Raw genomic sequence first — 13,342 nt, 5'->3', positions numbered from 1 at the left:
TAACACAAATCATTTGTATATTTGCGGCTTTTTAATAGCTTGCACGCAAGTGCGCGCTGCTCATGCGGGGCGCACGTAGCGTAGGGCAAAGCCCTACGTTGGCAAATAATATTGTATTGTGACCCCAACGGGGTCAACACAATGTATTTAAGGTTGACCCCGTTGGGGTCAGTGTGTTGTTGTACTGATACGTAGGGCTTTGCCCTACGCTACTGCACAGAGGCCGTTGGCCTCCATGTTTCAGAACTCTGGAAGGAGACTGTTTAAAGATTACTTTAAGATACTTGATTGCTTATAAACCCCAAACGTATGAATTGCCGGACAGGCCCTACCGTCTTGAATATTCAAACGTACATAACGGGCTTTTACAGGTTCAAAGCGTACAATCCATTTGTAACCTATTGATTGCTTATTGGTAGCTTCGGGTATAGCTGTCCAGTTTTTGCCATCATTGGAATATTCAATGCTCCATTTGTTGGTACGGTGTCCCAGTTCGATAACTTCTTGTATCATGGCACAGTCGAATTCTGTTTGACGTGGAAGTGCAAATTCTACATTGGCTGTTTTGTGCGAATCGCTTGTTGCAAAATAAGTGGTTTTATCTGTGTCGAGCATATTTTCGGCTTTGAACTTATTACCACGCACATTGCTTGCTTTTACTTTAGAACCTTTGAGCAGATTGGTACCGAATGTTTCGTCGAGCCCCTTTCTAAGTAAAGCCATATGCAAGGAGTCTGTACTGTGCAGTAATCCCCGGCGATCGGGAGGAAAGTTTATAAGCAGAACACTGTTGCGACCAACAGATGTACAGTAAATATCCCATAGTTCCTGAACACTCTTTACGCGGTTATCTTCTTCTTCATGATAGAACCAACTTGGGCGAATAGATACATCTGTTTCGGCAGGTACATAGGCATCGCCTCCAAAGAATCCCTCGTTTAATCCTTGATAATGGGCGGCTTCATCGCGAATGCTAATTGAATCGGTAGTAGCCCAACAAGGATCGCCAGTGTGTCCGGCTTCGTTACCCATCCAGCGTACATCAGCAAAGCGGTAAGAGTTTTTGGTTCCGAATATTACGCAATCCGGTTGTTTAGAGCGTACAATGTTATACCAATGAGTATAGATAGGGGTAGTCAATTCATCGGCACCGGCGCCGTCCCACCAGGTTTCCCAAATCTTTCCGTAATCGCTCATCAGTTCGTTTAGTTGATGTCCGTAGTAATCTTTATATCGCTGGGTGTTATAAAGTGGTGAAAGATGTTCGTAACGGTCGTGCGGTCCTAAATAGATTCCCGCTTTGATTCCATATTCTTCGCAAGCATCAACAAACTCACGGACAACATCTCCTTTGCCGTCTTTCCATGTTGAGTTCTTTACACAATAGTCGGTGTACTTACTGGGCCACAGGCAAAATCCGTCGGCATGCTTGGCAGTAAGGATAGCACTGGGGATTCCTGCGGCTTGCAATGTACGCATCCATTGTCCACAATCCAATGCAGTAGGATTGAAGATGGCTGTATTTGCCCTTCCATCTCCTTCGTTTACAAAATCTTCGAAGGTGTTGATACCGAAGTGAAAGAAAGCAATCATTTCGCGGTTATACCATTCAATCTGGCGAGAATTGGGTGTAAGTCCCGCTGGTTCGGGGGCTTTTTGTGCCACCAAAGGAATTGTTAGTGCGGCAAAAGCTGCCATTGTTGTTAGTTTCCTGATGTTCATGTTTTAGTTATTTGGTTATTGATTTTAGTTATTTTGGTTATTGATTTTAGTTATAATATCACTCGATTACAATACAAAATGCAGTTTTTTTGGTTTGTGAACACCCGGGTCTTCAGTTTGTTAACACCCGGGTCTTCAGGTATTGAACACCCGGGTGTTCAGTGCGTCAACACCCGGGTCTTCACAAACCTAACACCCGGGTGTTAATGATCAAAATCTACTGGCATATCAACGTTAATCTATTGGCATATCAAAGCCAATAGATTGGCAACTTAAAACAAAGCCAGTTCACTTACGGTTACATGCGGGCCTCCGCTTACTGCTGTGATTGTTACTTTCAGGTAACGGCCAGTTACAGGTTCGGGAAAGAATGCACGGAATTCTCCTTGTGCAGTGATATCTTTGATCTTGGCAGCTACTGTCCAGTTCTCGTTATCGTCACTTACTTCTACTGTTAGTTCTTTGGCAGCATCGTATCCTTCGCGACGAGCACGGATAGAAAGTCCCTGTGCTTCCACTTTTTCTTTCATATCAATAATAATCCAGTGTGGTGGTTGTGGATGGCTATCACTCCATGCCGAACCCCAGAACGATCTGTTGTCGCCATCAATACATGCTTCTTTCAATCCGCTGTTGCCCCATTCGCCTTCGCGTGGCTCTTCGGACGAGGCTTCCAATACTTCCCATTTACTGCGGTCTAACAATACCATGTTGCTGGCATCCATAGCACCGCGCAGAATGAAATAAATAGTTTGGCAGCATTTATCAGCATCGGCTCCTTCTACACTTGTAATACTTACAGGCAATAAAAAACTTATCCCAATAACCCCTAATTCCGGGCAACTTTTATGAATTATGGTTTATTTCGACTGCCGCTTTTTGCAAATCATTCCAGAACCCGGGATACGATTTGGTAACAACCTGTGGTTCGTCTATCCTTATTTCCGGGTAATACATTGCAGCGGGTGCAAAGGCCATTGCCATGCGATGATCCTCGTAAGTTTTTATAATAGGAATGTTCTGTTGGGCGGTTCGTTCGCCGTTCCAAATCAGGATAGAATCGTCTTCGTCCTTCAATACATATCCTAATTTTGCCAGTTCGGCTATTAAAGCAGATATGCGATCGGTTTCTTTAATTTTTAATGTTTGCAATCCGGTAAACCGGAACGGAATATTCAGCAATGCACAAGTAACAGCAAATGTTTGTGCCAGATCGGGGATATCCGAAAAGTCTTCTTCCAACCTATCAACCGGGGTCTGCTTTTTGGTAAGTAATACTCCTTCTTTGGTAAAAGTTGTTTTTACTCCCAGCTTTTCAAACACCTCGGCTCCACGATGATCGCCTTGGTAACTATCAGATAGTAATCCGGGCAGAATAATTTCTGCTTTATCGGCCAGTGCAGTAATCTGATACCAGTAAGAAGCCGCACTCCAATCACTCTCTACTGTATAAGGAATGCTGGTGTATGTTTGTGGTGCTATCTGCAAGCTATTCTCCGAGTGCCACACAGCCTCAACTCCAAATTCTTTCATCAGTTGCAGCGTGAGGTTGATGTAAGGTAACGATATAATTTCTCCGGTGAGGAATATGTTTAATCCGTTTGTTAGTACTGGGGCAATCATTAACAAGGCCGAGATGTATTGCGAGCTAACATTGCCCGGCAAGGATATTTCATTTTTGGTTAGTTCCTTTCCGGTTATGCGCAAAGGTGGATACCCTTCGTTTTCAACATATTCAATATCGGCACCCAGTTGGCGCAACGCATCTACAAGAATACGGATGGGGCGCTGCTTCATTCTTTCTGTTCCGGTAATAATACGAGCGCCGGGGGTAACACTGAAATATGCCGTCAGAAACCGCATACTGGTACCGGCAGCCATAATATCCACAATGTCGTGATGACCGGAAAGGGCCTTTATCATAACGCAGGTATCATCACAATCGGAAAGATTACTGGGAGGGATGGTTCCTTTAGCCAACGCATTTATTATCAATGCACGGTTACTTATACTTTTTGAAGAGGGCAACTGAATAGTTGTTTGTATAGCTTTGGGGAATGATAATTTGTATTGCATTATTACGAATAATATTACAAGTTACGAGCTACTTGTTATGTGTGTTGCTTCAACCCATAACTTGTAACTCGTAGCTGATTATTGAATTTAAGTATGCTCTGGTTCCGGTTTCTTTCGTTCCAGTAATGATAAACCATTTGGAATAAAGATTTCTTTTCGATTTAATTCAACCAAGCCCTTTTCCTGTAAATCGTTCAAGGCCTTCGATACATTTAATCGGGTATCGTCTACATGGCGGGCCAAATCTTCCATTCTTATTTTAATAGATTTCTCGCCTTCCGGCTTTTCAATGAGTGTTAAAACGAAACGTACAATTTTGTCTTCCACACTTTCCGGAGCGAGGTTCCATGTTTTTTTATAGAACGATTGTATTTTGCTGCAAATCATATTGGCAAAATTCAACCTGAATATCTCGTACTTAAACAATTCTTTCAGAATAAAGATTTTATCAATGCTCACCATACCAATATTCGACGAAGCGGTATATGTAGAGCGGTAATTAGTATTCATTCCAAAAAGAGAATAGGGCTCAACTAAATAAGGTCCTTGAAATTTCTCGGCCAAAGAAAAAGTTTTGTCCTCCGATATGGTAGTGGCAGTAATTTCTCCCTGCAAAAGAAAAACCAGTTTGGTACAAGGTTCTTTTTCATGAATAATAATTTCGCCCTCTTTATGTTTGGAAAAGTGTAGCCTTACTCTCCCCAGTATGTTTGTGAAGTCTTCCTGACTCAACCCTTGGAATAGTGGTAATTGCAACAAAGTGCTAAACATTGTATTCATCTGTTCTCTAACGTTTATTATATAAACAAATGTAACAATAATTGATGTGTATTGTTAGTACTTTGTTCTTCTTTTTTGGTTTTTTTATTATTATTTGAATATTTAGTCACTGAGTAATGCTATTCTCCTTTCCTAATCATCTCATTAATAGTCCTTGCCAACTCCGACAGATCATTCATATTGATCTTTCGGGCATCATTGCCATACATATATTCTATGTTTTTAAAGTTATCCGTCACCCATTTTTTCTCTACAATAAAATAAGAAAGAACGCGGATTTTCTTTTTCCTCATGCGCTGAACCTCTATCCGGGTATGGTCAAAGGCGGGTTGGCCTTCGTACACGCAATCTTCATCTAACAGGAAAGTAGGCATACCGTCGAACAGATTGATAAAATAGCTGACTTCGCCGGGGAGCCTTCTTTTTTCTATCTGACTGGCTATGGCATTGTAGCATAATCCTTCGGCTGTGGGACCAGCCGCTTTCAAATATTTAAATAACTGGGTTATTTTAGAGAAGTTATCTACCCTGCTATCATACGCAATTAATAATAGAGGGCAATTATTGTTATTCACTTTTGTGTGGTAACGGAAGGAAATTACTATATCCAGATTGTGGGTCAATTGCCCTACCTTGGCCAGTGCAACAGCGTTTTTAATACTTTGCAAAAAACAACTCTGCCCCATAGAATAAGAGCCATCAATAGAGATATGAAAATTCATGGAAGGAAACGACTCGTTCCGGTTTTCGCAGAAAATCTTTTCGTTGCCATAAGCAAGCGTGTGCAAGAGCCGTCCATCCAGGTTTCCTTTGGTTAAACGGGTATAATGCGTAGACCGGGAGTTGTTTCGGAAAGCTATGCGGCGAGCTAACTGTTTACCCAGACGAATGCCGGCCACAATTGTTTTTTCTGTTTCATACGTGTTGGCAACATCAAGAAAATCCAAATCTTTCGTAGCCAATAGGTTGTGGGTAAAATGCTCTATCACCACAGTTTTCACCTTTCTACCTTTATAGGTAGTAGTATAGTCGGCCGATGAATTACGGGCCGACAGCAGTTTAAGCTTTTTCCGTTCTTCATCCGATATGCTTTCTTTGGGATTTTCTTGTGCAAGAGCACGACTGATGCTATCTGCCAGTTCTTCCGATCTGGTAAAAACTTTTTCGGTGTAGGCATCCATCGGAGAGTCGTCGTCTTTAACAGCAAAGAGCAAATAATCAATCTGATAGGTTTCGGCAGCATATCGGTTTATCCATTCCCAAATGCAGATAGAAAGTTCTACTGTATCTTCCGTACTTTTCAAGCGTGAAAGGTTATTGATATCAACTAACTGTATAAGCTTTAAATAATACACATCGTTGGTAATCCAAGAGGGTAAATATCCCTTTATCGACCCCGAAAAGTGTTTGCTGCTTTGTATGAGCGAAAAGAAAACAAAGAATAAAGCACGACGTTTGAAATGAAAATGACGATGGTTGTTTGTTTCTATTTTAAAAAGTACTTCGATGTCGGCCAAAGTGTCTTCGGGGCGCAGCACTTCTTTGTAGGCAGTAGTAATGTATCCTTTGTAGCCGGGAGATAGTTGAATGGCCAGATCGTCGAGTCGCCAATACTCAAGCATTTGGAAAATTAATTCCAGTTCTCCACGAATAATACCTTTAAATTTGTATCGGGCGGCAGAGGTTATCAACTCAGGATAGCCGGTGTGTTCCGACAAATAATTGTCGTTCAATAAATCGATAAAACGAGACATACACCACTTTTTGGTATAGAGTAAAGCCATTGTTTCGTGAATGGCCACTCCTACGGTAGCATCTATATTAGTAAGTTTAGCCGGAATGATAATCCGCTTCAAACTAGACTTCTCGTTGCCATACTGAAACTCTACCGGAATATCACGACCTGAGATAATTTTTACAAAGTTAGTAACCGCCCCCTGAAGTTTAAGGAGGGTGTAGAGGTTAGATAATTCATAATCATCATCTTCTAACCAATAGTCCGAAAGTTGTTTGTTATCTTTCAAAAATATTTCTGTACCAGTTGTTTAATAAAGGTTCGTTCGCTGTCGTTTCCCCCTGTGGGGTCGTAGGATGGATAAATAAGTATTTCAGCAGCTTCCTGCACCGAGAATCCGTTTTGAATGAGGTGTGCCAACTCCTGTGTTTGCCGGGTAGAGATGGCAAAAGAAAGTCGGGGGTTATAGGAGTATAGTTCTTTGCGCGTTTTATCGGCTATTTGCGCAATGATATCTACTGCGTCGGGGGGTAGGTCCGGATAGTTCTGGCGGAGAAGTCTTACTTCTTCCTCTACTCCAAGCAATTCCATTTCGATATGGGTGAAACGGTCTAATAGTCCTTTGTCCATGATTCGCGAGGAGGTATATTCATTCCCAATATTGGCTGTTGCCATAAAGGTTACTCCATCGGCTACCCGGATGGTTGGTGAATCTACTTCTTCATCCAAACGGAGATAACGTTGGTTAACATCTAACACCGACATCAGAATGTTCCATGCCTCGGGGTGAGCGCGTGAAATCTCATCGAGCATGATGATGGAATCAGGAATTTGTATTGCTTTTACAAAATAGGATTGAGAGAAGAAGGTACCTGTTTCCTGATTGTAGTGGGTATTGCCAATGAAAGTGGAACGAGGGTCTTGCGAGGCTCCACAGTTTATATAAAAAAACTGCCGGGTACTTTCAAACGATTTTGCTAAATGTCTTATGGTCATTGTTTTACCGCTTCCAGCGGGACCGGTTATCAAGGTGTTTTTACCATACAACACACAATAATACAGGAACTTCCACTTTAAATCGGATATGAAGAGACCTTTGGGCTTTTGGGTAAGGCTTTTGGCTATTTGGGTTGTTTTATTTTTCATAACCACCAAAGATAATACTTTTTGCTATAACGTGCATTCATGCTTCATAGTTTTGGTTCAAATCAGATTGGAATTGAAACGCTAAGTTACGCGGAGTTACGCAGAGTTTTTATTTCGATGCCGCAGGAAAACTAAAACTCCGCGTAACTTAGCGTAACTCAGCGTTTCAAAATTTCAATCTCTAACTGAACCCCAAACACTAAAATTTATCTCCTCCCAGAAGTTTAAAATGCAAAATTTGTCGTCATTCAACACGCAGAGGCTTTATTTCCCTGATTAACAACTCATTAAAGCGTGCTGGCAAAGTGTGCTGGCAAATATCATTACAGCACTGTCAGCACGCGAGATGTGCATGAAACAACTAGTTTCATTCTTGTTTTGTGCGGTGAAACAAGTAGTTTCCTATATAGAAAACAAGTTGTTTCATACGTAGAAAACAAGTTGTTTCATACGTAGAAAACAAGTGGTTTTCTACATAGAAAACAAGTGGTTTCCTACCGTGAAACAGTTAGTTTCCTACCGTGAAACCGTTGGTTTCCTACTGTGAAACTGTCGCCGTTCTTTAGAGAATGCCAAATAGCATTATAACTTTTACCCTCATCAAAGCGTGACGACAAATTTGTAACAACGTTTCTCAACACGGCATTCAACACGCATTTAATACACTGTTAATCAACAGAATAAAACCTCCGCGTGTTGAATGACGACAAATTTTGCATTTTAAACTTCTGTGTAGAGACTGGTTTTGAGTTATTTCACCCTCTTATTCAAAAATATTTCATTCCACATCTCAATTTTCAATTCTCAATTCTCAATTCCTCATTTTAATTAGTTATCTTTGTGCCCGATTCACGAAATCAATATAATGTCTTATTTAATTAAAGTAGTATTAACAATTAATGGAAGATTTAAAAAACATTGCTCCTATTGAAGATTTCAACTGGGATGCGTATGAAAAAGGTGACACCTTTGAAGGAGCTCAACGTCAAAGTTTAGAACAAGCTTACGACGGAACACTAAACAAAGTTAGCGACCGTGAGGTAGTTGACGGAACTGTAATCTCAATGAACAAACGTGAAGTTGTTGTTAACATTGGATTCAAATCAGACGGTATCATTCCTTTGAATGAATTCCGCTACAACCCTGAACTGAAAGTAGGTGATACTGTAGAAGTGTACATCGAAAATCAGGAAGACAAAAAAGGACAATTAGTTCTTTCGCACAGAAAAGCACGTGCTGCACGCTCTTGGGATCGCGTAAACGCTGCTCTTGAAAACGAAGAAGTAATCAAAGGATTTATTAAATGCCGCACTAAGGGTGGTATGATCGTTGATGTATTTGGTATCGAAGCATTCTTACCAGGTTCGCAAATCGACGTTAAGCCTATCCGCGATTACGATGTATTTGTTGGCAAAACAATGGAATTCAAAGTGGTTAAAATTAACCAGGAATTCAAAAACGTTGTTGTTTCGCACAAAGCTCTTATCGAAGCTGAACTTGAACAACAGAAGAAAGAAATTATCGGCAAACTTGAAAAAGGTCAGGTTCTTGAAGGAACTGTTAAGAATATCACATCTTACGGTGTATTCATCGACTTGGGTGGCGTAGACGGATTGATCCACATTACAGACCTTTCTTGGGGACGCGTTAGCGATCCGAAAGAAGTGGTTGAATTGGATCAGAAACTTAACGTTGTTATCCTTGACTTCGATGACGAAAAGAAACGTATCGCTCTTGGTTTGAAACAACTTACTCCTCATCCATGGGATGCACTTAGCGCTGAACTTAAAGTTGGCGATACTGTGAAAGGTAAAGTGGTTGTTATGGCCGATTATGGTGCATTTATCGAAATCGCTGCCGGCGTAGAAGGTTTGATCCACGTTTCAGAAATGTCATGGTCACAACACCTACGTTCAGCACAAGACTTCATGAAAGTTGGCGACGATGTAGAAGCTGTTATCCTTACTTTGGATCGCGACGAACGTAAGATGTCACTTGGTATCAAACAATTGAAACAAGATCCATGGGAAACTATCGAAGAAAAATATCCTGTAGGTTCTAAACATGTGGCTAAAGTACGTAACTTCACTAACTTCGGTGTATTTGTAGAAATCGAAGAAGGTGTTGACGGATTGATTCACATCTCAGACCTTTCTTGGACTAAGAAAATCAAACACCCATCAGAATTTACTCAGATTGGTGCCGAAATCGACGTTCAGGTATTGGAAATCGACAAAGAAAACCGTCGCTTGAGCCTTGGTCACAAACAGTTAGAAGAAAATCCATGGGATGTATTCGAAACTATATTTACTGTAGGTTCTGTACACGAAGGTACAATCATCGAAATGTTGGATAAAGGTGCTGTAATTGCTCTTCCTTATGGTGTTGAAGGTTTTGCTACTCCAAAACATCTTGTAAAAGAAGACGGTACACAAGCACAGCTTGATGAAAAACTTGAGTTCAAAGTAATCGAATTCAATAAAGATGCTAAGAGAATCATCCTTTCGCACAGCCGCATTTTCGAAGATGTTGCTAAAGCTGAAGAAAGAGCAGAAAAGAAAGCTGCTAACAAAAAGCCTTCAAGCAAGAAAGACGATGCTCCAGCAATTCAAAACCAAGCTGCATCTACTACTTTAGGTGATATCGATGCACTGGCTGCTTTGAAAGAACAGTTGGAAAACGGAAACAAATAAAAAATAGAGTTTCTATAAATAAAAAATGCCTCGTTGAAAAACGGGGCTTTTTTTGTTTATACACTTTGTGTACAATCAAATTATTGAAACGGCTTATGTTCTTTATAAACTAATTTCATATATTTGCGAGTGAATGATTGGCGAAATGATACACATAGAAGGCGGCACCTTTACCATGGGTGCCAGTGAGCAAAGCAGGGATAGTTATGATGACGAATATCCAGTACACCAAGTAACCCTGAATAGTTATAGTATAGGCAAATACGAAGTAACCCAATTGCAATGGAAACAAGTAATGGGCAGCAACCCCAGCTACTTTAAAGGTGATAACCTACCAGTAGAAAACGTAAGTTGGGACGATGTACAAAAGTTCATCAACAAACTCAATGCCTTGACAGGCAAAAAATACCGCCTGCCCACCGAAGCCGAATGGGAATATGCCGCCCGTGGTGGAAATAAAAGCCAAAGATATGAATACAGTGGTAGCCACAGTATCTCTGATGTTGGTTGGTATACTGATAACAGCAACAACACTCATGCTGTAGGCACCAAAAGCCCGAACGAATTAGGCATTTATGATATGAGTGGCAATGTATGGGAATGGTGTGCCGACTGGTACGGTGCTTACAATAGCAATGCACAAACAAATCCTAAAGGACCTGCTACAGGTAGTGACCGGATTTATCGTGGTGGTAGTTGGGACGACTATGCGAGGTACTCTCGCGTTTCATATCGCGGCAGCAGCACTCCCGACTTTCGCAGCAGCTATCTGGGCTTTCGTTTGGCCCTTTAGTTTACCACCTCAGCATCCCTCTCTGTTCTATTTTATGTATATTTGAATAAACATGAAAACAAACAAAAGAATCCCATTTTTCATCCTATCCTTGCTGATTGTCCAAGTGTTATCTGCACAAGAACAAAGAGTCAAAGCTTTGGAAGCCACCCACAACCTCCCCATTGAAATGATACACGTAGAAGGCGGCACCTTTACCATGGGTGCCACCAGCGAACAAAGCGGAGATAGTTATGATTGGGAATTACCAGTACACCAAGTAACCCTGAGTAGCTACAGTATAGGCAAATACGAAGTTACCCAATTGCAATGGAAACAAGTAATGGGCAACAACCCCAGCCACTTTAAAGGTGATAACCTACCAGTAGAAAACGTAAGTTGGGACGATGTACAAGAATTCATCAGTAAACTCAATGCCTTGACAGGTAAAAGATATCGCCTGCCCACCGAAGCCGAATGGGAATATGCTGCCCGTGGAGGGAATAAAAGCCAAGGATATAAATACAGCGGTAGCCACAGTATCTCTAATGTTGGTTGGTATACTGATAATAGCAACAACACTACTCACGCTGTAGGCACCAAAAGCCCGAACGAATTAGGCATTTATGATATGAGTGGCAATGTATGGGAATGGTGCGCCGACTGGTACGGTGCTTACAGTATCAATGCACAAACAAATCCTAAAGGACCTGCTACGGGTGGTCGCCGGGTGCTTCGTGGCGGCAGCTGGAGCTACATTGCGGGGTACTGTCGCGTTTCGTATCGCGACTACTTCACTCCCGCCGATCGCGACTCCTACCTGGGCTTTCGTTTGGCCCTTTAGTTTACCTGCATTTGGTTCAAATCAGTAAAGAAATGAATTAAAACACGGAGCTTTTCGAAAATGCCCGTAGGGCATTCATATCAATAGAATAATAATAAGTTTTAATCTTCAACCCGGTACGGGTTGCATCGTATCTAACATGCAACCCGTACCGGGTTGTGAAGAGTATTATCATTGCCTTTCTATTGATATGAATGCCCTACGGGCATTTTCGATAAGCTCCGTGTTTCTGTGACTCCGTGTTTTTATTTTAGTTCAACACAGCCCCTAACTGAACCAAACGAGTATGATACGGTAAGCCCCATCTCTTAAACAAGTTTAAAATTTTCACCGCAGTTATAAAAATATCTATCTTTATAACAGATTAAATTAAACCTTTTGAATCTTTTTAAATCAAAGCAGAAGGTTATTATTGCACTTATTCAAGAAGAAGTTAATTAGCATTGACAAATACACTCAAATAAAGTTTTCATGGACAAAAGAGTTAGATGGGGAATTGTGTTCCTTATTATTGCCGGACTTACAGTATTAGGTATTTATCGTTTTTACCCAAAGACAAACAAAGACGTTAAAGAAGACGGAAGGGCATTGGCCCGGGCCAGTAACGCCAAGAGAGTTTTAAATGTAAACGGTTTTGTTGTTAAGCAGCAAACACTTGTTATTAACGACGATAAAGTTAGAGGCCGTTTGATACCGGATGAAGAAGTTGATCTCTCGTTTCAAACTTCGGGCATGGTTACCCACATTGAATTTAAAGAAGGAGCATCGGTAAAAAAAGGACAACTGTTGGCCAAAGTAAATGATGCCCCATTGCAGGCACAACTAAAGAAACTCGAAGCACAACTTAAGCTTGCCGAAGATCGGGTTTATCGCCAAAGTACACTGCTCGAAAAAGATGCTGTAAGTAAAGAAGCCTACGAACAGGTGCGAACCGATCTTGAAAGTTTAAAAGCCGATATACAACTTGTAAAAGCAAATATTGATTTAACAGAGCTTAGAGCACCTTTCGATGGAATTATTGGTTTGCGTCAAATAAGTGAGGGTGCTTATGCCTCACCAAGTACTGTGCTGGCTAAATTAACCAAGGTAATTCCATTGAAACTAGAATTTGCCATAAACGAAAAAAATGCGAGCTTAATAAAACCCGGTGCAAAGATTGCATTTACCATAGATAATAATCTGAATACCTTTTACGGCAGTGTGTATGCTACAGAGGCATTGCTCGATCCGGTAACAAATACCTTGCCTGTAAGGGCCATCTATCCCAACTATAACGGTGCATTGCTACCTGGTAGAACTGCCACAATTCAAATTATTATAAACGAGATTAATGATGCAATTGCCATCCCATCCGAAGCCATAGTTCCCGAATTAGGGCGAGACATTGTGTACCTTTACAGAAACGGAAAAGCCACACCGGTAACTGTTACTAAAGGAGTACGTACCGATGCCTTTGTGCAGATTGTAGATGGTTTACATGTGGGAGACACCATTATTACTTCGGGTACACTACAGTTACGTACCGGATTAAATGTTTTTCTTGATAATATAAATTAAGTCATGAATAATGAACA

General features: G+C 41.1%; 10 protein-coding genes. 4 read left to right on the top strand and 6 right to left on the bottom strand.

Features of this window, described 5'->3' with window-relative positions:
* Positions 1–270: 270 nt before the first annotated feature.
* The 6 genes from D0T85_RS18645 to D0T85_RS18620 form a co-directional block, all read right to left on the bottom strand.
* A complete protein-coding gene (locus D0T85_RS18645) occupies positions 271–1,722 on the bottom strand; it encodes an alpha-L-fucosidase (RefSeq protein ID WP_163215040.1) in 1,452 nt (483 codons plus the stop codon).
* A 272-nt stretch (positions 1,723–1,994) separates the two neighbouring features.
* Positions 1,995–2,528, bottom strand: a complete 534-nt coding sequence (locus D0T85_RS18640; protein ID WP_239060765.1) for a discoidin domain-containing protein — start codon at positions 2,526–2,528, stop codon at positions 1,995–1,997.
* 40 nt (positions 2,529–2,568) lie between these two features.
* A complete protein-coding gene (locus D0T85_RS18635; protein WP_163215039.1) occupies positions 2,569–3,798 on the bottom strand; it encodes a 3-phosphoshikimate 1-carboxyvinyltransferase in 1,230 nt (409 codons plus the stop codon).
* Positions 3,799–3,885: 87 nt separating this feature from the next.
* Positions 3,886–4,578 (bottom strand): Crp/Fnr family transcriptional regulator, encoded by a 693-nt coding sequence (locus D0T85_RS18630; protein WP_163215038.1) that lies wholly within the window; start codon positions 4,576–4,578, stop codon positions 3,886–3,888.
* A gap of 119 nt (positions 4,579–4,697) precedes the next feature.
* The gene (locus D0T85_RS18625) at positions 4,698–6,602 is read right to left on the bottom strand and encodes a hypothetical protein (RefSeq protein WP_163215037.1); all 1,905 of its coding nucleotides are present in this window, start codon (positions 6,600–6,602) and stop codon (positions 4,698–4,700) included.
* Positions 6,599–7,459: an AAA family ATPase gene (locus D0T85_RS18620; protein ID WP_163215036.1), complete on the bottom strand. Its 861-nt coding sequence runs from the start codon at positions 7,457–7,459 to the stop codon at positions 6,599–6,601. Before D0T85_RS18620 ends, D0T85_RS18625 begins: the two co-directional genes overlap by 4 nt.
* 899 nt (positions 7,460–8,358) lie before the next feature.
* Between D0T85_RS18620 and rpsA the strand changes: the two genes are divergently transcribed.
* The 4 genes from rpsA (at position 8,359) to D0T85_RS18600 (ending at position 13,325) form a co-directional block, all read left to right on the top strand.
* Positions 8,359–10,152 (top strand): 30S ribosomal protein S1, encoded by a 1,794-nt coding sequence (rpsA, locus tag D0T85_RS18615; RefSeq protein WP_163215035.1) that lies wholly within the window; start codon positions 8,359–8,361, stop codon positions 10,150–10,152.
* 145 nt (positions 10,153–10,297) lie between these two features.
* On the top strand, positions 10,298–10,945 hold the full coding sequence (locus D0T85_RS18610; RefSeq protein WP_239060764.1) for a formylglycine-generating enzyme family protein: 648 nt from the start codon (positions 10,298–10,300) through the stop codon (positions 10,943–10,945).
* A 52-nt stretch (positions 10,946–10,997) separates the two neighbouring features.
* On the top strand, positions 10,998–11,768 hold the full coding sequence (locus D0T85_RS18605; RefSeq protein ID WP_163215033.1) for a formylglycine-generating enzyme family protein: 771 nt from the start codon (positions 10,998–11,000) through the stop codon (positions 11,766–11,768).
* A 471-nt stretch (positions 11,769–12,239) separates the two neighbouring features.
* Positions 12,240–13,325, top strand: a complete 1,086-nt coding sequence (locus D0T85_RS18600) for an efflux RND transporter periplasmic adaptor subunit (protein ID WP_163215032.1) — start codon at positions 12,240–12,242, stop codon at positions 13,323–13,325.
* Positions 13,326–13,342 lie beyond the last annotated feature (17 nt).

Source organism: Bacteroides sp. 519, from assembly GCF_010500955.1.
Classification (GTDB): domain Bacteria; phylum Bacteroidota; class Bacteroidia; order Bacteroidales; family Bacteroidaceae; genus Bacteroides.
This window is presented reverse-complemented; position numbering and strand designations above follow the sequence as displayed.

What these genes read in the sequence shown, in the direction of transcription:
- D0T85_RS18620 (WP_163215036.1), bottom strand. Translation starts at nt 7,459, where the DNA reads ATGAAAAATAAAACAACCCAAATAGCCAAAAGCCTTACCCAAAAGCCC.
- rpsA (WP_163215035.1), top strand. Translation starts at nt 8,359, where the DNA reads ATGGAAGATTTAAAAAACATTGCTCCTATTGAAGATTTCAACTGGGAT.
- D0T85_RS18605 (WP_163215033.1), top strand. Translation starts at nt 10,998, where the DNA reads ATGAAAACAAACAAAAGAATCCCATTTTTCATCCTATCCTTGCTGATT.
- D0T85_RS18610 (WP_239060764.1), top strand. Translation starts at nt 10,298, where the DNA reads ATGATACACATAGAAGGCGGCACCTTTACCATGGGTGCCAGTGAGCAA.
- D0T85_RS18630 (WP_163215038.1), bottom strand. Translation starts at nt 4,578, where the DNA reads ATGAATACAATGTTTAGCACTTTGTTGCAATTACCACTATTCCAAGGG.
- D0T85_RS18635 (WP_163215039.1), bottom strand. Translation starts at nt 3,798, where the DNA reads ATGCAATACAAATTATCATTCCCCAAAGCTATACAAACAACTATTCAG.
- D0T85_RS18645 (WP_163215040.1), bottom strand. Translation starts at nt 1,722, where the DNA reads ATGAACATCAGGAAACTAACAACAATGGCAGCTTTTGCCGCACTAACA.
- D0T85_RS18600 (WP_163215032.1), top strand. Translation starts at nt 12,240, where the DNA reads ATGGACAAAAGAGTTAGATGGGGAATTGTGTTCCTTATTATTGCCGGA.